The following is a 24,343-nucleotide window of genomic DNA, read 5'->3' as shown; positions in this document are numbered from 1 at the left end:
ATTAACGTATTGCCTTCTGACACATACTCACAATCAACTACTTGATCTGTAAAGTTACACAAAACTAACCATATCTTATCATTGTATTCCCGTTTGTAAGCAAATATAGATTCATGTTCTTCTAAAACTGATTCATAACTACCATAGACCATAATCTCATTTTCATGACGTAATTTAATAATCTTTTGGTAATAATGAAATACTGAATCTTCACGTTTTAGTTGCTCATTTACATTAATTTCTACATAATTAGGATTCACTTCAATCCATGGAGTTCCAGTTGTGAATCCTGCATTCTCTGAGGAATCCCATTGCATTGGAGTCCTTGCATTATCTCTTCCTCTTGCCCTAATACACGCCATCATGTCTTCTTTTGTATAAATTCCCGCATCTGTTAGCTCATCATAATAATGGAATGTTTCGATATCTCTGCACTGATCTAATCTCTCGAAGTTGAAATTAGTCATTCCTAATTCTTCTCCTTGATAGACATAGGGAGTTCCTTGCATCATATGAAGACAAGTCGCTAGTAACTTAGCTGATACTTCTCTGAATTCAGGTCTGTCATCTCCAAATCTTGAAACACTACGAGGTTGATCATGGTTACTAAAGAACAAACTATTCCATGCTTCTCCTTCTAAGTCAGTTTGCCATTTGGTAAGAGTTTTCTTAAGATCGCTCAATTCATATCGTTTCGTTGTCCATTTTCCATGCTTACCTTCATCAATTGACATATGTTCAAACTGGAATACCATATTCAACTCTTTTCCGTTAGAATTAGCGTATTGTTTTGCCTCTTCAATGGTAACTCCTGCTGCTTCACCTACCGTCATAATATCATATTTTGAGAATACTTCTTTGTTCATTTCCTGAAGATACTCATGCACTCTTGGACCATTCATGATATAGGGCCAACCATTTCCATATAAACCATCTCCAATTTCTCCATCGAGAAATCTTTGATCTTTTGATATCATACTAATAACATCCAGGCGAAAACCATCAATCCCTTTATCGCACCACCAAGTTATCATCTTATATATATCGTCCCGTACTTTTTCATTTTCCCAGTTTAAGTCAGGTTGTTCTTTTGAAAAACAGTGTAGATAATACATATCTGTTGTCGCATCGTAATCCCATGCTGAGCCGCCAAACATAGCGCCCCAGTTATTGGGTTCACGACCATTACGTGCTTCTTTCCAGATATAATAATCACGATATTCATTTTCTTTAGAACTTCTACTTTCTATAAACCACGGGTGTTCATTTGAAGTATGGTTGAGGACCAAATCCATAACAATCTTAATTCCTCTTTGATGAGCCTCATGTAATAAAAAATCGAAATCCTCCATCGTTCCAAAGCTTTCCAATATATCCTGATAGTCTGAGATGTCATATCCATTATCTGCACCTGGCGATTTATAGATGGGAGAAATCCACAAAACATCAATGCCTAATTCTTTCAGATAATCTAGTTTTGATGTGATTCCATTAATGTCACCAACACCATCACCGTTGCTATCCATGAAACTTCGAGGGTAGATTTGATAAACTACACTCTCTTTCCACCATTCTTTCTTCATATACAAAACCTCTTCATATTATTGTTTAACTGCTCCTGTCACTACTCCTGATATAATCCATTTCTGACAGAAGATATATACAATCAGAATAGGTAAGATTACTAAGAGATAGGAAGCAAAAGCTAAATTATATTGTGTCGTAAATTGCCCTTGGAATACATATTGGGACAATTGCAATGTCTGTTGTTCTGGTTTTGATAGCAAAATCAAAGGCATTAAGAAGTCGTTCCACGTCCACATGAAAGACAAAATCGCTACCGTTGCTGTCATCGGTTTTAACATCGGAAAGATTACTCTAGCAAATGTCTGAACAGGATTTGCACCGTCAATTTTAGCAGCCTCATCAATTGCTACCGGTATTGATTTGATATACCCTGAATATAAGAAAACATTCATAGGCAATCCAAATATAATATAGAGGAACGTAATACCATATATATTATCTAAATGAAACAAATCTGCTTGTTTCACTAAAGGAAGCATTAATACACTAAAAGGAATAAACATGGCGCTAATAAAGTAATAATACATTCCTTTAAAAAATTTACTCTTCTTATAATTTCTAATTACTGCGTATGATACAGCTGAGTTCGTAATGATTGTAAATACTAAGTTAATTACTGTGATGAAAAACGTATTCCTAAACTTTATTGGATAGTTCGTCATTTTCCAAGCATCTACAAAGTTTTGGAATCGTACTTTCTTTGGTAATGCAATCAAATTGGTCATATCACTTGGATCTTTTAATGCAATATTAACCGTAAGATATAGAGGGAAGATAATTAACGCAGCAGCTACTAGAAAAAGAATACTTGTAATAATCCAATTTACTTTCTTTTGCTTCATTCGTTAATCATCTCCTCTCTCCTATCTAATACTTTCAACTGTATAATGGAAATGACTACTATAACAATAAACATCAATACGGCATTGGCTGACTGATACGCAAATTGCCCACCTGTAAACCCTCTCTTGTAGATTAACACAGAGATAGTGGTTGTTAAGGTTCCTGGTCCACCATCCGTCATGGCCATAACTTGATCAAAAGCCATTAAGAATCCTCTTGCACTTAACACCATATTAATCGTAAAGAATGGTGCAATAAGTGGAAATGTAATCTTGCGAAATCTCTTAAACCCAACAGCTCCGTCTAGATTCGCTGCTTCATAGATATCTTGATCTACCGTTTGTAACCCTGATAGATATATCAATATAGTAAAGGCTAATGATTGCCAAACTGTTACAAACAGTAGACCAATCCATGCATTGTTTGTTCCTAAAATATTGACACTAAGCGCTTCTATCCCTAACTGTTTTCCTATGGTAGGTACAATGTTTGAGAAGATAAATTTAAAAACAAAGCTTATAATCAATGTTCCTAACATATATGGAATAAAGTAGATAGCTTTTAATAAATTTCTGCATTTAATCTTTGCATTTAAACCACATGCGATTAATAGACCTATTACATTTACCAAGATGGTCGCACATATTGCTAGTTTGAATGTAAATAGATATGCAGAATATACATTTTTATCCGAAAATATATGTAAATAATTCCTTAAGCCTACTAGATTCCACTCTCCATAGCCTTTCCAGTCTGTAAAACTATAAAATACACCTTGTAGAAATGGAATCGTATGGAACATGAAAAATAGTATTGCCATAGGTATAACCATAAGATAGAAAGCTATGTTTATACGTTTTTTCATATTCTATTTCACATTCACAGTGTCATATTGCTCGTCACAGTTCTTAAGTGTCGCTGCAATATTCTGTGATTCCTCCATTTTATTAGTATAGTTTAGTGAAAACTCAGATAAAATTGCTGAAAGATCAAATCCAGAAGGATAATAATGATCTGGGAAGTTCGCAACTTTACCTGCTGCAATATCAGCTTTCACACCTGCAACAGTTGCATTCCCTTGTTCTACGCCTTTTACTGCAGAGAAAGCGAATTGATCATCAATATATTTTTGTGCATTTTCTGTTTTTACCATATATGCAATGAAATCTTTTGCAACTTCCACATTCTTGCTTTGGTTTGATACTGTAAATAATACATCAACACCTGATGTTACATAATTCTTATTTGTGTCATTCGTACCTGGAAAAGCAAACATATTCACTTTAATGTCTGGATTTGTCTTCTTAAATTCAGATATTGCCCAGTTACCATTAATCATCATAGCTGCTTCACCATTAGCAAATGCTTTATTACCATCATCATAAGTAGTTCCCATAAAATCTGGTTGCGCATAATCTAGTATCTTCGTATATTTTTCTAATAATTCTGTGAACTCTTTCGTTTCAGAAAATGTTGTTTTTCCAGCTAGGCGATCATCATTGAAGGTTTCTGCTGCTAAGTCAGGAGCTAAACTGTTCCAGATTGGCAAACAAGTCCAAGCATCTGCAAATGTTAATTCAAAAGGTTGAATGTTTGCAGCTTGTAACTTTTCAATTACTTCAATAAACTCATCCCAAGTTGTTGGTACTGTTACGCCAGCTTGAGCAAATAAATCTTCATTATAAAGCACACCAGATGCATTCGTAGCATAAGGAATACCATATGCAACTTCTTCTTTATCCTTATTCACATCATAAACCATATCCAAATATGATTCTTGAATAGAACTAATGAAAGATTCCTTACTAAGGTCTTCTAATAGGCCAGCCCCTTGCACTTCTGTATAGGTAGCATCACCACCCATAGCAATGATATCTGGCATATCATTCTTTGTCATTCGCGTTGTTAATACTGTCTTAGCTTCTGCTGGTGAATTTACTGTTATAGTTACTCCTGGATTATCTGCCATATAGCTATCGGCTAAGCTCTGCAATATACTGCTATTCTCTGTTTTGGTTGAAAATAATTCTAATTTTACTTCTTTTCCATCAGATCCAGATCCGGAATCTGACTTTTTACTGCTACAACCTACTAAAGAACCACAAACTAAACTAAAAGATAAACACAATACAATACACTTTTTAAATACTTTCATAATTAACCTTCTTTCTTTTTAATCATGGAAAACATTTAATCATTGTGTCGCGCAACACGAATATTTCTTACAATTTTATTATAATTTATCTTCCAATAAGTATCAAATGGTTTCGCAAGAAACTATACATTTTGACAAAATATTTAGATAAAATATTTAAATAAATGTACTATTTGCACATATGCTTTTGTATTTTTCTTATATTGCCCCTTGAATTACCGTGCATTTTTCACAGAATTCCGTATTTTCAGCTCAACTGGAATCTTTATAGTTTCGTATGTAATTTCTTCATTATTTATAATACTATGCAACTTCTGCATTGCTGTAATCCCTTTTAATGCGACATCCTGCCTTATTGTTGTTAACTTTGGTCTAATGAGTTTTGCATACATGTTATCATCAAAACCAGTAATTGATATCTGATCGGGTATCTTAATACCCATGTCTGAAAAGTAATTTATTGCTTCAATTGCATTATAATCCGAAGTAAATGCTAAAGCACCGATACTTATAAACTCTGGTATTTGTTTACGATACTGCGCAAATCGAATATCTTGATTCTTAGATATCAAACGAAATCTTGATTTACTACAAAACCCCGTATAATATTCCATGGCTTGCTTAAAACCTAGCCACCTGTAATACTCACTAGCAATTTCATTCTCTGCAAGAAATAAGGCTTTCTTAAATCCCATCTTGTACAGATATTCACCAATCAAGTATCCACCATTAAAATCATCAATACCAATGTTGATATATTCTAATTTTTCATCGGAATAGGAATCAATAAGTACAAGTGGTTTGTTCAATTTCTTATTCAAAATTTTGAACTCTTGCGAAGTAAGACCAAGTATTATCAAACCATCTACACTCCATGGAGAGGCTATATCTACGATTTTATTAATATTATTACCGACTATTAGCATAATGTAATACCCTAGGCGTTCTGCCTCCTTTTCCACAGCTCCCACGAACTCACTTACAAAGGAGTCCTGCATAACATTTAAGCCATGTGATTCATCATACCCAATTACAATCCCTATAATACGAGACCTTGTAGTAGCTAGTACATTTACTTCATGATTCGGTACATACCCATTTTGATCTAGGTATTTGGTAATCTGATCAATGACTTCCTTTGATACTTTCTTCGTTTTTCCATGAATTACGTTAGATACCGTTGTTCGACTTACTCCGAGCTCGTCTGCTACATCTTGTAAACGTATCTTATTATTAGTCACTTCTACAGCCCCCTTTTTAACATTTAATATAATAATAGATATTCTAGGAATAGCTGTCAACCTTTGTACTTTAACATTATTATAACTTTCTCATATAATACTAATATCATATCTTAAGGAGGTTAGTATAGATGCGATGTGTACAATTAGAGCTAGCAGCAGAGAAAGTAGCAGATGCCAGTTCTAAACCACCACTTATATTTACTCTTCCACCAGAGCAAGGACGTCTTATTTTAGAAAAAGCGCAAGATTCCCCCGTGTACAAATATCCAGCTAAAACAACAAGTGTACTTATGAATCTAGGAAGCTTAGGTACAATCAAAGTTTACTGCATATGCCCGACAAATATCATTGGTATCCCGAATATTATCTATTATATTCATGGAGCTGGTTGGGTATTTGGTAGTCTACATACACACGAAAAACTAGTTCTCGAATTGGCTGCAAGAACCAATTCCGTGATAGTATTCCCAGAGTATAGTCGCTCTCCAGAAGCAAAATATCCTACAGCAATTGAACAATGTTACCTTGTTCTTTGTCGGTTACCTCAAATCTTACGAAGATTACGCATAAATGTTGATTTTTCCACCTTAACTGTTGCTGGTGATAGTGTAGGTGGTAACATGGCTACTGTAATGACTATTCTAGCAAAATATCGTAATGGTCCAAAGATTCATAAACAACTTCTATATTATCCCGTAACCAACGCTTGCTTCGATACGGAATCTTACTATATGTTTGCGACAGATTACTATCTATATCGAGAAGGAATGATGTGGTTTTGGAATCAATATACTATGGATGAAGATGCACGGAATCATATTACCGCCTCACCGTTACGTGCCACCACGGAACAATTATGTGGTCTCCCCGATGCCATGATACTAAACGGAGAAGCAGATGTTCTAAGGGATGAAGGGGCAGCTTATGCGAGAGAATTACGAGCAGCAGGTGTAGAAGTAACACAAATGAGAGTTCAAGCGATCATACATGATTTTGTTATGCTAAATTCACTAGATCAGACAAATGCTTGTCGTGCTGCTATGGATGCTTCAACTTCTTGGATTAATCGAAAGAATAACTCCACGTTCTGTGTGAATTATCTTCTATAGACATTATAAAGTAAATAAATACAATAAAACTAAGATAGATTGCTGTGGTCAATATCAATTTATCTTAGTTTTAGTCTTTTTAGTTAATTTTTTAATCATAATATTTCTCGTCTGGAATGTTTTAGAATATAATAAGAATTGGTCTTTTCTGACTAGTCTTTAGCAACAATCCATTTTAGATTGTCCAATCTTTTAATCTCAATTTTTCCCATTTGGAATGCTTTACGAATTTTCTTAACAAAATCCAATGCCTTCTCTCCATCACCGTGAACACAGATAGAATCCACTTGAATCTTAATGTCTTTACCCGTAACAGTCTTAACAAGGCCTTCCTTCACCATTCTAACTACACGTTCTACTGCTAGATCCTCATCTGTTATCATAGCATTTGGTAGGCTTCTATCTACAAGCGAACCATCATCATTATATGCACGATCTGCAAACACTTCGTTTGCTGCAGCAAGACCAATATCCTGCGCCGCTTTCAATAACTGACTATTCGCTAATCCCATAAGAATTAAATCCGGATTCACTTCCTTCACAGCTTCACAAATTGCTCTGGCAATCCTATAATTGCTACTAGCCATATTGTAAATTGCACCATGAGCTTTAACATGATTCATCTTAACTTTATATTTCTTACAAAAAGCATCTAATGCACCGATTTGATATATCACATATGCCTTCGCTTCCTCTTCTGAAACACTCATCTTCCTTCTACCAAACCCCATTAAGTCAGGAAAGCCTGGATGTGCACCGATACCGCAGCCAGATTCCATAGCTAACCTAACTGTCTTATCCATCACAAGTGGATCGGAAGCATGATACCCACAAGCTATATTAGCAGAAGAAATCAAAGGCAGGATTTCTTCATCCATACCAATCTTATAAACTCCAAAACTTTCTCCTAAATCACAGTTTAAATCTACTCTATTCATAATCATAGCTCCTTTAATTTTATAGGATTTAGGCAATTGCGAAACTCAATTTATATTATCTTGCTTTCTTGTATGACGTATTATATCACGAAACACGCTAAGCACCTAAGCACTTCTAAATGTGTACAATAAAGATATCCCGATTATACGGAACTTCGATAGATTCTATAGCCTGCCTCCATAGGTGCAATGACAGAAATCTAATCTAACCTTAACTAGAGGGGTGTTTCACTATCCTTCCTTAGTTATAATACGTCAGGCAAGAATCTTTAATATCATGAAAGTTTCTCAATTACCTATTTATAGCATTCGTGAATCAAAAGGTTGCTTGTACTTGTGTTCAATACAGTAAATAAGCAAAACTCTTAGTAACCTAGATTTGCTTCTTAGCTGACGCACTATGACTAAGAAACGATAGCAAAGCACCTCTAGTACTTCTTAGTGTGTACTCTACAACCTAGGAAGACGAGGCAAGGAGGCCGAGTCAGCCGTGCGATGTGAAAATTACTAGTTGAGATTACATTTGTGTCATCGCACTAGGGAGGCAGGATGCCGAATCGAAGGCTCTTCCGTACCATCTTGATAACTGTATTGTACACACTTAGAAGTACTTAGGTGTGCAGCGTGTTTCGTGTCATAGTGCGTCAGCTAAGAAGCAATGAACAACGTAAAAGAGTTTTGCATTCAATATTTAAGTACATCAATCATTTGCATTCAACTACATATATTTTAAAGTGGTATTCTTCACATCCGTAATTAGCATATGTCCTGGAGCATGGGTAATTACAAAATCAGGTTTGGAATTCATCACAACCGACTGTGGTGTCACTCCACAACACCAAAACACTGGAACTTCACCCTCTTTAATCGTTACTGCGTCACCAAAGTCAGGTTTACCGATATCCTTAATACCAATCTGTTCCGGCGTTCCAATATGTATCGGTGCACCATGAACTTGTGGCATCTCGTTTGTCACTTTGACTGCCTTTACTATTTGATCTACCGGAATAGGTCGCATACTTACAACCATCTTTCCTGAAAACATTCCTGCAGGTTCACAATCAATATTCGTTATGTACATTGGAACATTGCAATGTTCTGTGTTGTGGCGAATCTCAATTCCTGCCGTAATTAATTCTGACTCAAATGAAAAACTACAACCGATTAGAAAACTTACAAAATCGTCTCTCCATAGTTGTTCAACATTCTTATATTGTCCTGTTAAGATGCCTTTCTCATAAACCCTGTATAGCGGGATATCATGTGCTATATCTGCAGATGGAGCTATTTTCTTCAAATAACGACTTCCCACATCGGTTACTTCTAGTACCGGACAAGATTTTGGATTTCTTTGTGTAAAAAGCAAAAAATCATAGGCTAACTCTTTTGGTAATACAACTAAATTTGCTTGTGCATATCCTGCACTCATACCAGAAGTAGGTCCTACGATTTTTTCCTCTCGAATGTATTCTCGTACCTTTGCTGGTTCCATTTCTGTGTAATTCATATTAATACACTCCCCTTCTTAATTTGTTAGATGTCTGAATCCCTTGATCTCTATTTCTTGTTTACGAGCTAATTTCTGTGCTTCTTTCAAAGTAATTGCCTCAAATCGTATTCTGGATCCAATCTTATGTTGTGCCAATAGGGGTAAATCTACAGAAACCACGGTTGCAATCTTTGCATATCCTCCTGTTGTCTGATGGTCTGCCATCATGATGATTGGCATACCATTTGAAGGAATCTGTATAGAACCAAATGTGATACCATCAGAGATAATATCCACGCTTTCCTGATACTCGATTGCTTCACCTTGGAGACGATATCCCATTCGGTTGGATTCTTGCATAATTTCATAAGGTGTTGATAAGAATGTTTCTATCCCTTTCTCAGTAAAATGCTCATCTTGCGGTCCTAATAATACTCGTACAGTTATCTCCTCTCTGTATAATAGCTGTATATCTTCATAGCGTTTGTACATATTCACTAAATGTGAAGTGGGTTTTAGAAAATCAATTGTATCTTCAGTTTGTAAGCATCGTCCCTCATATCCTCCGATCTTACAACGCAAATCCGTTGATTTGCTTCCTAGTACAGATGCAATATCAAGTCCTCCTGCAAATGCAAGATAACTTCTTACTCCATCTAAAGCCATATTCATTCGCAGTATATCTCCCTTTTTCCCAAGAATCACATGGTAAAGTGGTATACTCTGTTCATTTATAGTAGGTTGCATATTAGCACCCGTTATAGCAAATAAACAATCCGATAAGAATTCTAAGTCTGGACCTAAGATCGTACATTCAATCACTGCCTCTGACTGTTTGTTTGCTAGTAAAATATTAGCTAACCGCATTGATTTCAAATCCATTGCCCCAGCTACTGGAATTCCTTGGTCTTGAAAGCCAGTTCTACCACCATCTTGAATTGTGGTCATAAGCCCTGGCTTGATAATCCGTATTCCCATGTTACCTCCACTCTAGTCACTCAAAACTTAGACTATCTTACATTCATACTGATTATATCTTTCTAATTCTTCAATTCTTCTGAATTCCTCGCTAGTAATTCTTACAAAACGTATGTAGTCACCAGCCCCATATCGAACTGGTTTTTCTTTCTCAGGTGAAAACAATTTCACAGGTGTTCTTCCAATCAACTGCCAACCACCTGGTGACTCCAAAGGATAGATTCCCGTCTGTTCACCAGCAATTCCCACACTTCCTGCTCCTATCTTCACACGAGGTTTGGCAAGCCTAGGAGTGGCTATTGACGGATCCATTCCACCAAGATAAGGGAAACCTGGTAAAAATCCTAACATATAGATGAGATAATCTTTATTAAGATGTCTCCTAACAACTTCTTCCTCAGTCAAACCCGAATGATTTGCAACCGTTTGTAAATCAGGTCCATATTCCTCTTGGTAGCACACAGGAATCTCTATAATTCGTTTCTTTTCAACCGTTTCGATCATTGATGAACTTGATAACTTATCTATTGCATTAATTAGTTTTTTATATGTAATTTTAGTATTATCATAAGTAATCATAATGGAGCGATATGTAGGTACAATGTCTAATACCCCTTTTATTTGCTCATTCTTTAATTTATAATAGAGAGATTTAACTTTCTTATTAATATCTTCCCTTATTGCATTGCCATATTCGATTATAAGGGCTTGATCCCCTGCTAATAAATATTTATAATCTTTCATTTTCCACCTCCAATCTAAAAAAAGACGTAAATCGGGATTTCCAATTTACATCTTTGTATTTTATACAGAAAGATATCGCTTAATGATGTCGTCGCTAAGCTCATCCATTGTACCTTTTGCTACTACGGTTCCTTTTTGGATAATTACAAAATTATCTGCAAGTCTTCTAGCAAACTTTAGATTTTGTTCGACAACAGCAATGGTGATTCCTGTTTCATTTGCAATCTTCTTAAGAATATCTGCAATCTCCATAACTACATTTGGTTGAATTCCTTCCGTAGGTTCATCAAGAAGAATCATCTTAGGCTCACCCATTAGACATCTAGCAATAGCTAGTTGCTGTTGTAAACCACCTGATAATACGCCTCCATTACGATTCATATGTACACGAAGAGCAGGAAAATAGTTTAGTACCCACTCTTTCTTTGCCTCAATGTTGATTCCTTTGTGTCCCAATGCTCCCAGTTCCAGATTTTCATTAACAGTCAAAAGTGGGATTATCTCACGACCTTGTGGTACATAGCCAAGACCTTCAACGGAACGTTTGAATGTCTTTATCTTAGTAATATCTTTACCATCGAAGATAAGTTTTCCCGTACTCATAGGAAGTACACCCATTGTACTCTTTAAAAACGTTGTCTTTCCAACACCATTTCGACCAAGAATTGCCGTTCTGCTTCCTTTCTCAATCTTTAATGAAAGATTATTAATTACCCTACTCTTACCATAACTAACATTAACTTCTGTAGCTTCCAACATACGAATCACCTCAATCCTCTTTTAGATATACTGCTATTACTTCTTCATTATTTTGTACCTCTTCCATGGTTCCTTCTGCAAGAACTTTACCATAATTTAATACTGTTACATATTCAGCAACCTGTCTAACAAAATCCATATCATGTTCTACAACGATAAGAGTATGGTCACCTTTTAATTTCTTAATCATCTCGCCTGTCTTGTAAGTCTCATCTGCTGTCATACCCGCAGTGGGCTCATCAAGAATAATTAATCTAGGATTCTGCGCTACAACCATACCAATCTCTAGCCACTGTCTCTGACCATGAGAAAGATCACTTGCCATAAAATGTCTATAATCATACAAATCAATCAGTCTTAATATCTCATTTACACTCTCATTAAATGTCTTTGATTTACGAAAGAAAACACATTTCGTCATGCTGTTGTACCCTTCCATAGAAATCTCAATATTCTCTTTCACTGTCATGTTATCAAATACATTCGGTCCTTGAAACTTTCTTCCTATGTGGTAATCTCTTGTAATCTCTGTTGTAGTCTTTCCTGTTATATTCACTCCATCAAAGAATACTCTACCACTTGTTGGCGCGGTCTTTCCTGTCACAAGATCCATAAATGTGGTCTTTCCAGCACCATTTGGTCCTATAATCACACGAAGTTCTCCATCATAAATCTTCATATTTACATCCGTCAATGCTTGGAATCCGTTAAATTCTACGGACAGATTTTTTACCTCAAGTAAAACACGTTCTTCTTTACTCATGGCTAATCGCCTCCTCTTTTAACAGAATTTTCTCTTTGCGTTTATGATCCTTATGTTTTTGCTGTGCATCTACAATGGTTCCCACAATTCCTTTTGGGATGACGAAGACGATAACAAGAATGATAACTCCAAGAACCAATTTCCAATACTGTGCAAAATCAGAAGAAATTCCTGAAAATACAGAATTTAATTTTGTCTCTGTAATCTGTAATACTAAAGTACCTATCATTGCACCTGTTAAATTACCTCGACCTCCAACAGCAACCCACACTAAAACTAGTGTTGCTAAGTTAATACCTACCGCTGTTGAATTAATACTTCCTTGTGTTCTCACATACAATACACCCGCAAGACCAGCAATCATACCACTAATTGTATAGATTAATAATTTGAAAGCAGATGGTTTATATCCAAAGAATGTTAATCTTGCTTCATTCTCTCTAACTGCCTGAAGTACTTTACCTACTCTAGAATTTACAACTAGTAAACAAATTGCATAAGCAAGAATAAGAAAGGCAAACACTACAAAATAGAATGTAAAGTCATCCATTCTTGCATCTTTTGCATTGGATATTATAGTTCTTGAAGTTACTGTGATACCACTATTACCATGTGTGTATTTGCTTTGGTTAATAATAAACAGCTCTGCCACACCTGAAAGTGCAAGTGTAATTAATGAGAAGAATACACCTTTAATCTTTCCAGTAAACATAAAGAATCCAATAATCAACGATATAATTGCTGGAATAACTAGAGCCATAATAAATGCACCTATCTCCGTACTAAGTGGTGCTAGAAACCATGGTAAATGATCAAACTCGATCCAATCTGCTTTATTAATGTATGCACAAGAGATACCTATCATGTACCCTCCTGCACCAAAGAGTAAGCTATGTCCCATACTCATGAGTCCTGTATATCCCCACAGAAGATCTAGCGATAGCGCAAACATAATGTATGCCATAATACCAGACATTACATAAATCCAATAAGTATTACAGAAAAATGGAAAAGCTAAAAGAAAGATAAATACAGCTAAATCAATATATCGATTTACGGATAATTTTTTAATAATTCCTAAAACATTCTTTTTATTTTCCATACTTATCATCTCCTTCCCTTTGGTGTGAATAATCCTTCAGGTTTTATTCGAACAATTACAATAACTACGATTAATACAATGATCTGAGCCATTACACTATTAGAAAATCCTCTAATTAAGGATATCGATTCTTGAATAATGAATGAAGAGGCTACGGTTCCAAACAAGGATGAAACACCACCCATAACAACATTCATGAACGTGTTCGTAAGCCAGCTTTCGCCAAGTGAATATGTAATTGTTGATAGTGGTGCTATCGCTGCACCGGCAAGTCCAGCTAGCCCCATACCATGTGAAAATGTTATGGTATCTACTTTTCTTGTATCAATCCCGAGACACTCTGTCATGGTACGATTTTGTGTTGTTGAGCGAATCTTACGACCCATTGTTGTTTTATTAATAAATATAAGAGTTCCACCAAGTGCAATAAGTGAAATTAAGCATAGAACTAGCTTATAAGATTCTATATATACAGAACCAAAATAAAATACTTTTGACACTGGATAAGAAACTTGTTTGTATGATTTTCCAAATAAGATTAATGCTAATTGTTTTAATATAATTGAAATAGCATAGGTTGCAAGTAATGTTTCCGCCATCTTTCCATAGAAATGGCAAATAATCGTTTTTTCAATAAGCATACCAAATAAAAAGCTAATAACATAAGCTAATATTAATGTTATGAAAAACGGAATATGTAGTACTGCATAGAAGTAATAACAAATAAATGCCCCTACCATGAGCATTTCTGTATGCGCTAAGTTTACTACTTTCATGTAACCCATAATAATTACAAGTCCTAATGATGTTAATAGAAGAACAAAAGAGCTACATATACCTGAAACTAATAATTGAGCAATCAGCGAACCATTCATAATAACTCACCCTTTCATGTAATCGTATAACAAGGGAGGAAAATAACATCTACTTTCCTCCCTTGGAAAAATTATTTTGTTGGTTCTGGTTTAATTACATCATCACTTTCGTAAACTGTTTTGATTGTGCCATCTTCTTGCACTAAACCAACTCTTGCTTTGCAATAGATGTGATGTGTTTCTGGATCCACCTTGATTGTACCTTGTGGTGCATCAAAAGTTAAATCGTCAAAGTTTGATAAAATTGTCTCTGTAGAGATATCATCTCCACATTTTTCAAGAGATTTTGATAATAGATATACTGCATCATAGGTAGCTTCACCAACTGCTGTTACAGCAGCTACTTTATCTTCTCCGAATTTCTTACCATATGCTTCAAGGAATTTCTTATTTTCCTCGGTGTCTATTGAGTTGAAATAATTTACTGATGCATATGTACCAGCTGCTGCACCACCAAGTGCTGTTGAGAAAGACTCATCCATAATGAATGAAGCAATTGTATATTTATCTGATAAACCTGCTGCAGCAAATTGTGTATAGAATGCTGTACCACTATCACCATTTAGATTTGCATAGATTACACAACCTTCATCACCACAGGTAGATTTGATCTTAGCGATAATATCAGAGAATTCTGTTGTATCTGAGGATACTAATTCGTTACCAACTACCGTTCCACCTAGTGCAGAAATACTTGCATTTGCTTGTTCATTGATACTTGCTGCATAAGTGGTATCTGTTCCTATAAGATAGAAGTTTTTTGAAACATTTTCATAAAGATAAGGTACAAAATAATCTCCCTGTTGGTTTGGAACACTACCTGTATAGATTACATAATCATTTGGTGTTTCTCCTTCATAGAACGTTGGATAAACTAATGGTACTTCATACTCTTCAATAATTGGCTCAACTGCAACACGGGAAGAAGAAGTATATAATCCTACAATAGCAGTAACTTCATCTTGAAGTACTAATTCTTTTACTACTTTTACAGCTGTATCTGCATCGGTAGCATAATCTTTTACTACATATTCAATTTTCTTACCATTGATACCACCATTTTCATTAATTTGTTCAATAGCAAGAACTGCTGAATTATACATACATTCCTCTGTAATTGCTGTTCCACCTGTAAGTGAGAAAACTAATCCAATTTTAATCGTATCCGATGATTTGCCTCCTTTTTTACCACAACCAGCAAATCCTGCCATCACCATAACAGCTACTAATAACAGTGTAATCATTCTTGTTACTTTCTTCATAATGAATTCCTCCTTCTAGATAATCTTTAAAAATGAATCGTTGCAACAGCAGGTGTCTTTTCCATAATTGTATTACCATTATGTACGGATAATATAACTGGACTTAGGTATCGAATGACTTCATAATCATCTTTTCCATCTAACAAAATAAAGTTAGCTGGTTTCCCTGCTTCAATGCCATATTCCTCTTCTACGCAAAGGTTTCTAGCACCATTTATTGATATAAGATCTAAGCAATGCTGTAAATCTTCATATCCCGTCATATGACCTGCGTGGATTCCCATCTCTAAAACACGTAACAGGTTTCCTACTCCAATTGGATACCAAGGATCTGCTATAGAATCTTGACCTAAGGCTATATTAATTCCCGCATCCCACAGTTCCTTAATTCTTGTAATTCCTCTTCTTTTCGGATAAGTATCGATACGCCCCTGTAGATGCATACTAGCAGAAGGACAGGAATTGAACCGAATTCCTGATTCTTTTAATAATCGAAATAACTTAGAACAATATGCATCATTATAGGATCCCATTGCACATGTATGTGCTGCTACCGTTCTTGATCCCATTTCTCTTTGCCATGCTTGTGTAGCCATAGTTTCTAAAAATCTTGATTGCCCATCGTCGATCTCATCACAATGGACATCGATCATAGCATCGTATTTTTCAGCTAAATCAAATATGTAATTAATTGATTCTATTCCAAACTCTCTAGAGAATTCATAATGTGGTATCCCACCGACACAAGAAACTCCCATATCCATTGCTTTCTCCATCAATTTCTTACCATCTCTGACTGAAAGGATACCATTTTGAGGAAAGGCTACTGTTTGAATCTCAATGATATCTTTCATTTCTTCTTTTAGTTCTTCCAGTGCCTCCACACCTTTGAAAGAAGTCTCCGTAACATCCACATGGGTTCTAACAAACTGTACACCATATTCCGCCATTAATCGCAATGCTGTCTTAGCTCTTTCTTTGATTTCAGAAACCACAAGTGGCTGTGTTGTCTTGTATTCATGCCATGTACTAATTCCTTCAAATAACGTTCCCGACATATTGTAATGTGGAATTCCTGCTGTAAGTACACAGTCAAGATGAATATGCGGTTCCACAAACGGTGGCATCATCATCCTTCCATCAGCCCGATAAGCATCTTTAGGGACTTCTTCTTTACCATGCACTACAATTTTAGTAAATACTCCATTATCATAAGTTACATCGTAGAGGCCTTCTTTTCCTCTAATTCTACAACCTGTTATTACCATAACTACAACTCCTTCCTTGGTATCTTTATTTCTCTTATGTTAGTGTCAAGGTTGTTTTCATAATTCACCATAGTGATTAAGTACCTTGAATATATTGTAAAATTCATTTCTAATATCTACTGAATTGATATTCGTATCGAGTAAAGCGGTTATCTTCTTCATTCGATTAATCATAGTATTCCGATGGATATACATTTGCTTAGAGGTATGTAGCAAATCATTATTACACTCTAGATAACATTTGAGAGTCTTAACATATTCTGATTTTAAAACCTTATCCGCTTCTGTTAACGGTTGCAGCTTCATTGAGCAATACGCTAATAATTCTTCTTTTTTCTTACCTGATATCAACAACTCTAGAATAGAAGGTTCCTCAAATTCTCCATGTTCTCTATTCATCTCTCTATCTTTCACGATATACTTTGATATCTCCTGTGTAATATCGATTAATTTCAGTATAAATGGCATCTTGAATAACGGAATCCCATGTTCATTCGCAAAACGAATAACGGATTTTGGAATAGTTTTGATGTACCCTTCTCCATGAAGCATAACTACACCTGATATGTTATTCTTCACTGCTTCGTCCATTAATGCCAAAAGACCTCTCTCTGAGATATCTTCTTTTGCACCAATCACAAATATTAACTCGCCACCATGAATCCATTCTGATATGGTATCCATATTCTTTATGAATGGCCAACTCACTACACGATCTAGCCCATCAGCTCCTCCAAGAAGTTTAAGCCTAGAGCAGATCTCTAAATCCATTATATCTCTGCAGGTTACCGCCATGGCATTCACCTCTTTTCCTTACAAAATCTTAGAATATATCCTGTAAAATTTTCTCTGGCTCTTTCTTCATAAGAACCTTACCATTACGAACGCTTAATACGACACTTGCCCTCTCTCTAATTGCTTCTGATTCACTTGGAGCATCTAATACAATGAAAGATGCTCTATTGCCTTTCTTAAGTTCATAGCCTTCTGTGATTGATAATGTCTTAGCACCGTTAATTGTTATATAATCCAGTCCATTATTGATTTGTTCCGGTGTCATCATATGTCCTAGGTGTAATCCAAAATCTACTTGGTGAATCAGATTTCCATTTCCAAGTGGATACCATGGATCGGATATGGAGTCTTGTGCAAAACTTACATTACAACCTGATTCAACTAATTGATCAATTCTAGTTATTCCTCGTCTTCTTGGATATCCATCGTATCTACCTTGTAGATAACAATTCTCAGTTGGGCATGAAATAAAATTAATTCCTGATTTCCTAAACTTGTTCATCATCTTGAATGCATATGCATTATTATAAGTACTCATTGCACAGGTATGACTTGCTGTCGCCCTACTTCCTAGTCCCGTGTAATATGCTTCAGCAGCAATATTTTCTACAAATCTTGATTCCTTGTCATCGGTCTCGTCACAATGGATATCAACTAACTTATCGTATCTTTGCGCTAACTCAAATGCTTTCTTAACTGATTTTTCTCCAAGTTCTTTGGTAAACTCATAATGAGGAATTCCTCCTACTACGTCAGCTCCCATCTTAAGGGCTTCTTCTACTAACTGCGCTCCTCCATCATAGGCATAATACCCTTCTTGTGGAAATGCTATCAATTGCATGTAGAGTTTATCTTTCATTTCTTCTTTCACTTCAAGCATTGCTTTTAATGCTGTCAGTTTAGGATCTGTCACGTCGACATGAGTACGAATATATTGAACTCCATTCCTCATCTCCGCTTTTATTCCTTTGTATGCTCGTTCTTTAATATCTTGTATCGTTAGTACCTTTTTTGAATCTGACCATTTCTCAATGGATTCAAATAAGGTTCCTGATTTTGTTGCCATTTCAGGTATATCCGAGGTGTATACATAATCCAGATGAATATGAGACTCTACATAAGGTTCGCATACTAAGTTTCCATTAAGATCTATCTCTTCTGCGGATATCTCTAAACTACCAGTTGGAACAATATCATAAATTAAATCATTATCAACCCAAATATCATACAAATCAGATTGATGCCTTAATTTTGCATTCTTATAAACTTTCATAATCAATCCTCCTATACCTGTTAAAAAGCATGTCCAAATACTTTCTTTCAATAAATATGCCATACACACAAAATATAAAGGCACCCCTTTGTGCATATGGCTGGATATTGATTTGTATTAAAAAAGGCGTTAGATAGTTTTATCCATCTAACGCCTTCGTTAATGTGCTTTGCTCTTGATGTGATGATTTTATGATAAAAATCCTCATCTGTCAATGTACTCTATGCACATTCGTAAGTATTTTTTGTAGTTTTTACTGTATTCTGAATATAATAAAATCTTTTACCTAATTTACTTAAGAATCTTAAATATGAAATCTCAATTTAGTACTTCTTATTCGGATTCTTAGGGAACCAGCCTTTTTTTACTCTTTCTTCTTGTTCAATTATTTCTTGAATACTCCATAACAATGAGAAGCCTAAGATTGCCAATACGGCACTTACGACATTCATTTTGCAAAAAAGTGATCCAATTATACATGCGATTCCTGCTATTCCAAATACAGGCCACGCTTTCTTTCCTATGTAGTACTCTGTCTTTATTACCACTGGGTGCAAACCACCTATTATTAGGAATGACACTATGCCTGTAATAATACCACTAAAGTACATGAATCTACTTCCTTTCTTATTCATAATTGGGATTAGACAAAGAAAAACTCTTCGTCATGACTAAAGCATTTCTACTTCTAGTCACAATAAAGAGTTTCGCTTTTATCTATCATATATAATATATTGGATTCGTTCCTGTATATGATAGAATTTCATATTTAATAACTTTCTTCTAAAAACAATTCTTTAAGATATTCTCGATATCTTCTGTAGTAAGGCTTACGTAGCAACCTGACATATCATTATGGTCTGTTGTTGCAACTGCCATATCATGTAAGGATTTTTCTTCTATTCCCGCTTCTCTTAGTGTCATTGGAATACCACATTCCTTGAAGAAGTTTTCTGTAGCATCAATTCCCTTATTGGCTAATTCCATGCTGTCTTCTCCTTCAAATCCCCATACATTTCTAGCATAGTTACAAAATCTTGTTAGAGTTTCTTCTTTTAAGATATATCGCATCCAACTTGGTGTTAGAATTGCCAACCCCACACCATGGGTAATATCATAGAATGCACTAAGTTCATGCTCAATAGGGTGGCAAGTCCATCCTCCACCTTTTCCAGCACTAGCTAAACCATTAAGAGCCATAGTTGAGGACCACATAAGATTGGCACGCGCCTCATAATCCTTTGGATTTTCAAGAGCTACTTTACAATATTTGATACAAGTTTTTAATATGCTTTCACATAAACAATCCGTTAGATATGCTCCATCATCCTTTTGGAAATATTGTTCAAATACATGTGACATAATATCTGCTGTTCCTGCCGCTGTCTGCATATTTGGAAGTGTAATTAGATATATTGGATCTAAAATAGATGCCATTGGTACAAAATTAGGACTTCCCGTTCCCAATTTTTCTCTTGTTTCCATATTACTAATTACTGCGAACTGATTCATCTCAGAACCTGTAGCAGCTAAAGTTAATACGGTTACTATCGGTAATGCCTTATCAATCTTCGAACTATCCACAACCAAGTCCCAAGGGTCTCCATCATAAAGGGCTCCTCCAGCTATTACCTTTGCAGCATCGATACAGCTTCCTCCACCTACTGCTAGTACAAGATCGATATCGTGTTCTTTGCATAAACTTACACCTTCTCTAACCGAAGTAATCTTAGGATTAGGTTCAATACCTGATAATTCTACTATATGGAATCCTCTTAATAAATCCATAAGAATATTGTATATTCCATTTTTCTTAATACTTCCTCCACCATAAACTAATAAAACATTCTTTCCATAAGGCTTTATTATTTCAGGTAAATTCATAATCTGATCTCTACCAAAACGGACATCTGTACGAGCGTGAAATTTAAAATTGTTCATTATTACCTCCTGATCTATATTTGCATATTTAAAGTTTACATGGTTTAATCACCTAGAATTGATAAATTCTACATGTATTATTATATCGCATTTTTGAAGGTATAACAAACTTTTCTATAAATAGTTTTAAGTTTTTGAAGAGAGCATCATCACATCCTCTGGTTTTATGTGAAGATATCCTCCTGCTTGTTGTATAAAAGTATTCGCTTTATTTTTTGATACTTGCCACCACATTTGTCCCTTATTACTTCCTTTTTTTCTAATTATATATTTATATTCAAAAGGTGTTTCAGATTGATCCACAATCTCAAAATAAAATCTGTTCGTCTCCTCTTTCTCGGAGATTTTGATATGATGAGAACGAATCCCAACGTGTGTTATGTCTTCACATACTTTATCAAGTGTTTCCAATGTAATATCCCAATCCTTTGCATACACATGATTCTCATCAAGTTTTGTTATCTTAGATAGATTCTTACAACCAGTTAATCTTGCTGTCTCCATTAGATATGGTTTATCAAATAACTCCCTTGTCTTTCCTGTTTCAATGATATTACCATGATCCATTATAAGTAATTGATTCGTAAACTCATAAATCTCATCCCTACTATGAGATACCATAAGCATACCACCCTTATATCCATCTAAGAGATGCTTCATCTCCATCTTAAGACTATCTTTTAGAAAACTATCTAGTGCTGAGAACGGTTCATCAAGCATAATAACATTAGGTTCATAGGCCATAATTCTTGCTAGCGCAACTCTTTGCTGTTGTCCACCTGATAATTCATTTGGATATCTACTCTCTAGTCCAGTAAGTTCAAATCGTTCAATCATAAAATCCACACGTTCTTTGATTTCACTCGCTTTTCTTCCTCCAAGTCCTGTTTCTATATTCTTCTTTACAGTCATAGTAGGAAATAATGCGTAATTCTGAAATAGATATCCTATTCTTCTCTTCTGGGGTGGGATATTAATTTTTCTTTCAGAATCAAAATAAAATTGTTCATTAACTATAATCTGTCCTTTATCTGGTGTGATAATACCCGCTATCGCTTTTAGAGTCATACTCTTGCCACACCCAGAAGCCCCCAAAATACCGATTCTGTCGCTGTCTGTCATAAACTTTGACTTTAGCTTAAAGCCATGAAATTTCTTTTCAATATCCACCTGAATCATCATATGTATCTACCACCTTGTAACATTTTTCATTCTTCTTCCAGTAACCAGATTAATTAATAGTATGATACCAAAGGAAATCAATATTATAATTGCAACCCAAACTCCTGCAGTCTGATAATCACCATCTTGAATTACCATAGCGATCTTTTGCGATATTGTACCTGTTTTTCCCGAAATATTGCCAGCTAACATCGATGTGGCACCATATTCTCCAAGAGCTCTAGCAAAGGTAAGAATCGTTCCCGATGCAACTCCAGGTGTAGCCGTAGGAATAATTACCTTCCAGAATATCTTTCTTTCACTCATTCCTAATGTCCTTGCTGCAAAGATTAGATTTGTATCAATTTGTTCAAATGCTGCTCTTGCATTCCTATACATAAGTGGTAATGCGATAACTGTTGCTGCAATAACACAACCAGTCCAAGTCTGTACAATCCTAATATCAAATGTATCGTATAAAAAGATTCCAAATGGCCTTCTTCTACTGAATAAAAGAAGAAGAAAAAATCCTGCTACTGTTGGAGGTAATACCATCGGCATTGTAAGAATTCCATCTACCACTGCCTTCTTGTGGTCACTCATTCTTACAACTCTGCCAGCTAACCATATTCCAATAAAGAACGAAACAATCGTTGCTGCTATCCCTGTTTTTAGCGATATTATTAATGGACTATAGTCGAGTTCTTTTAAGATTTCTATCATAGTACCACCTCCTCGTCGTATTACTATTTATAAATTGTAAACATATACTTTTCAAATATCGCTTTTGCTTCAGCTGTATCTAAGAAAGCTAAGAAATCAGCTGCTGCTTGTTTTTGAAGATCATCTGCTTCGGAATTGTTAAGCATTGCAACGGGATAAATGATATCCCCTGTTAACGCTTTATCTGCATATGCAATAATATCCACATCATCTTTAACAGAATAAGCATCTGAGTAGTATACCGTACCAATCTCATTCGAACCTTCCTTTACAGCTTCTGTAACTTTACTAACATTACTACATTCATTAATCTCAATCCCGCCAAGAGCTTTTGAAACTTCTTCTGACGTATATACTGATGTATCATCAACTGATTTTAGTAAACCTAAATTCACAAGTATTGTTCTTGTATATTTTCCAACTGGAACGCTACCACCTGCAAGAGCCATGCTCTTTGCAAGATTCATATTATCAAAACCAGTAACCTTTGTGTTGCTTCCTTTTGGAGTAATCAAAACCACTTGATTATTTAACAAGTTCTTTTTCGTTCCTTCAACAAGATATCCTTCGCTTTCAAGTGTATCCATCTGCGCTGTTGCTGCCGAAAAGAAAATATCACATTCATAACCTTCTTGAACTTGTGTAAGAAGCGTACCAGAACTATCTGCGTTATATGTAATCTTTACATTAGGTTGTGACTCATTATACATGGTCTTAATCTCATCCATTGCACCGCTCAAACTTGCTGCTATGAAAACTTGAATTTCTATTGAACCAAATTGGGTATTATTATCTTCTGTCTTTTCTGAAATATCTTCTGCCTTTTTTGCAGGCTCCTTTGAGTCAGTTTTCTTCGTATCAGCCGCTACATTTGTTGTCTCTGATTTAGTATTATTATCCTTCTTAGCAGAACATCCTGATATCATCAAACCAATAAGCATAACTACCATTAATAGACTGATTATTCTTTTCTTCATAAATTTCTACCTCTTCTTTCTCCTGATATTTTATAATAGCTACTGTCCTAACTAACCTTATCATCTTAATACCTCATAAGATTCATCCAGTTATTTATTATTAGCAATCCTACCACCTAAGAAAATACAAGTCTAATAGTTTAAATCTATAGGTAAATGGAAACACTGACCTATTTATCTATGGGCCATATTTAAACCTTAATTATTTATACTATTTATTTTTACATTATTATCTAAATAAATACTTTAAAAAACACTTTTAATCATTGACTTAATTTTCCTGTTAAATTATAATTAGATAAGGTCAGTTGTAAAACGAGATGCATTTTTGTACGCCCAGAATCAATCTTTGTAAGT

General features: G+C 35.2%; 23 protein-coding genes. 1 reads left to right on the top strand and 22 read right to left on the bottom strand.

Translation table 11 applies throughout. From position 1 onward, the window contains the following. The 5 genes from ACW2QF_RS06750 to ACW2QF_RS06730 all read right to left on the bottom strand — a co-directional run. A partial coding sequence (locus tag ACW2QF_RS06750; RefSeq protein ID WP_455715234.1) for a glycoside hydrolase family 13 protein occupies positions 1 to 1,583 on the bottom strand: 1,583 nt, incomplete at its 3' end. 18 nt (positions 1,584 to 1,601) lie between these two features. After that, positions 1,602 to 2,429 carry a carbohydrate ABC transporter permease gene (locus tag ACW2QF_RS06745; protein ID WP_455715233.1) on the bottom strand — a complete coding sequence of 276 codons (828 nt, stop codon included), beginning with the start codon at positions 2,427 to 2,429 and terminating at the stop codon, positions 1,602 to 1,604. Continuing rightward, complete coding sequence (locus tag ACW2QF_RS06740) at positions 2,426 to 3,295, bottom strand: carbohydrate ABC transporter permease (protein WP_455715232.1); 870 nt, start codon at positions 3,293 to 3,295, stop codon at positions 2,426 to 2,428. Before ACW2QF_RS06740 ends, ACW2QF_RS06745 begins: the two co-directional genes overlap by 4 nt. 3 nt (positions 3,296 to 3,298) lie before the next feature. After that, the gene (locus ACW2QF_RS06735) at positions 3,299 to 4,585 is read right to left on the bottom strand and encodes an ABC transporter substrate-binding protein (protein WP_455715231.1); all 1,287 of its coding nucleotides are present in this window, start codon (positions 4,583 to 4,585) and stop codon (positions 3,299 to 3,301) included. A gap of 215 nt (positions 4,586 to 4,800) precedes the next feature. After that, complete coding sequence (locus tag ACW2QF_RS06730) at positions 4,801 to 5,826, bottom strand: LacI family DNA-binding transcriptional regulator (RefSeq protein WP_455715230.1); 1,026 nt, start codon at positions 5,824 to 5,826, stop codon at positions 4,801 to 4,803. 131 nt (positions 5,827 to 5,957) lie between these two features. Between ACW2QF_RS06730 and ACW2QF_RS06725 the strand changes: the two genes are divergently transcribed. Then, positions 5,958 to 6,938, top strand: coding sequence for an alpha/beta hydrolase (locus ACW2QF_RS06725; RefSeq protein WP_455715229.1), 981 nt, complete (start codon positions 5,958 to 5,960; stop codon positions 6,936 to 6,938). A 152-nt stretch (positions 6,939 to 7,090) separates the two neighbouring features. Here ACW2QF_RS06725 and ACW2QF_RS06720 read toward each other — a convergent pair whose 3' ends face one another. The 17 genes from ACW2QF_RS06720 to modA all read right to left on the bottom strand — a co-directional run bounded on the left by ACW2QF_RS06720 (position 7,091) and on the right by modA (position 23,986). Further along, positions 7,091 to 7,876: a LamB/YcsF family protein gene (locus ACW2QF_RS06720; RefSeq protein ID WP_455715228.1), complete on the bottom strand. Its 786-nt coding sequence runs from the start codon at positions 7,874 to 7,876 to the stop codon at positions 7,091 to 7,093. A gap of 718 nt (positions 7,877 to 8,594) precedes the next feature. Beyond that, positions 8,595 to 9,383 (bottom strand): putative hydro-lyase, encoded by a 789-nt coding sequence (locus ACW2QF_RS06715; RefSeq protein ID WP_455715227.1) that lies wholly within the window; start codon positions 9,381 to 9,383, stop codon positions 8,595 to 8,597. 18 nt (positions 9,384 to 9,401) lie between these two features. Then, positions 9,402 to 10,343 (bottom strand): 5-oxoprolinase subunit C family protein, encoded by a 942-nt coding sequence (locus tag ACW2QF_RS06710; RefSeq protein ID WP_455715226.1) that lies wholly within the window; start codon positions 10,341 to 10,343, stop codon positions 9,402 to 9,404. A gap of 27 nt (positions 10,344 to 10,370) precedes the next feature. Further along, on the bottom strand, positions 10,371 to 11,087 hold the full coding sequence (gene pxpB / locus ACW2QF_RS06705; protein ID WP_455715225.1) for a 5-oxoprolinase subunit PxpB: 717 nt from the start codon (positions 11,085 to 11,087) through the stop codon (positions 10,371 to 10,373). A 60-nt stretch (positions 11,088 to 11,147) separates the two neighbouring features. Then, the gene (gene urtE, locus ACW2QF_RS06700; protein WP_455715235.1) at positions 11,148 to 11,846 is read right to left on the bottom strand and encodes an urea ABC transporter ATP-binding subunit UrtE; all 699 of its coding nucleotides are present in this window, start codon (positions 11,844 to 11,846) and stop codon (positions 11,148 to 11,150) included. 10 nt (positions 11,847 to 11,856) lie between these two features. Next, positions 11,857 to 12,609, bottom strand: a complete 753-nt coding sequence (gene urtD, locus ACW2QF_RS06695) for an urea ABC transporter ATP-binding protein UrtD (RefSeq protein ID WP_455715224.1) — start codon at positions 12,607 to 12,609, stop codon at positions 11,857 to 11,859. Beyond that, on the bottom strand, positions 12,602 to 13,711 hold the full coding sequence (locus ACW2QF_RS06690) for an ABC transporter permease subunit (RefSeq protein ID WP_455715223.1): 1,110 nt from the start codon (positions 13,709 to 13,711) through the stop codon (positions 12,602 to 12,604). Before ACW2QF_RS06690 ends, urtD begins: the two co-directional genes overlap by 8 nt. A gap of 5 nt (positions 13,712 to 13,716) precedes the next feature. Next, complete coding sequence (locus tag ACW2QF_RS06685; protein WP_455715222.1) at positions 13,717 to 14,586, bottom strand: branched-chain amino acid ABC transporter permease; 870 nt, start codon at positions 14,584 to 14,586, stop codon at positions 13,717 to 13,719. A 71-nt stretch (positions 14,587 to 14,657) separates the two neighbouring features. Beyond that, entirely contained in the window at positions 14,658 to 15,848 is a 1,191-nt protein-coding gene (locus tag ACW2QF_RS06680; RefSeq protein ID WP_455715221.1) for a transporter substrate-binding domain-containing protein, read from the bottom strand. Positions 15,849 to 15,874: 26 nt separating this feature from the next. After that, a complete protein-coding gene (gene codA / locus ACW2QF_RS06675; RefSeq protein WP_455715220.1) occupies positions 15,875 to 17,116 on the bottom strand; it encodes a cytosine deaminase in 1,242 nt (413 codons plus the stop codon). A gap of 57 nt (positions 17,117 to 17,173) precedes the next feature. Beyond that, positions 17,174 to 17,911 (bottom strand): PucR family transcriptional regulator, encoded by a 738-nt coding sequence (locus ACW2QF_RS06670; protein WP_455715219.1) that lies wholly within the window; start codon positions 17,909 to 17,911, stop codon positions 17,174 to 17,176. 28 nt (positions 17,912 to 17,939) lie between these two features. Then, the gene (gene codA / locus ACW2QF_RS06665; protein WP_455715218.1) at positions 17,940 to 19,184 is read right to left on the bottom strand and encodes a cytosine deaminase; all 1,245 of its coding nucleotides are present in this window, start codon (positions 19,182 to 19,184) and stop codon (positions 17,940 to 17,942) included. 323 nt (positions 19,185 to 19,507) lie between these two features. Next, positions 19,508 to 19,795 (bottom strand): DUF4491 family protein, encoded by a 288-nt coding sequence (locus tag ACW2QF_RS06660; protein WP_455715217.1) that lies wholly within the window; start codon positions 19,793 to 19,795, stop codon positions 19,508 to 19,510. A gap of 172 nt (positions 19,796 to 19,967) precedes the next feature. Then, entirely contained in the window at positions 19,968 to 21,125 is a 1,158-nt protein-coding gene (locus ACW2QF_RS06655; protein ID WP_455715216.1) for an iron-containing alcohol dehydrogenase, read from the bottom strand. A gap of 126 nt (positions 21,126 to 21,251) precedes the next feature. Next, positions 21,252 to 22,307, bottom strand: a complete 1,056-nt coding sequence (locus tag ACW2QF_RS06650; protein ID WP_455715215.1) for a sulfate/molybdate ABC transporter ATP-binding protein — start codon at positions 22,305 to 22,307, stop codon at positions 21,252 to 21,254. A 6-nt stretch (positions 22,308 to 22,313) separates the two neighbouring features. Next, a complete protein-coding gene (gene modB, locus ACW2QF_RS06645; protein ID WP_455715214.1) occupies positions 22,314 to 23,009 on the bottom strand; it encodes a molybdate ABC transporter permease subunit in 696 nt (231 codons plus the stop codon). Positions 23,010 to 23,032: 23 nt separating this feature from the next. Further along, on the bottom strand, positions 23,033 to 23,986 hold the full coding sequence (gene modA, locus ACW2QF_RS06640; protein ID WP_455715213.1) for a molybdate ABC transporter substrate-binding protein: 954 nt from the start codon (positions 23,984 to 23,986) through the stop codon (positions 23,033 to 23,035). Between the last annotated feature and the right edge of the window lie 357 nt (positions 23,987 to 24,343).

It is taken from the genome of Anaerosporobacter sp., assembly GCF_965301125.1.
Note: the sequence above shows the minus strand (reverse complement) of the source record. Positions and strands in the feature narration are given on the sequence as shown.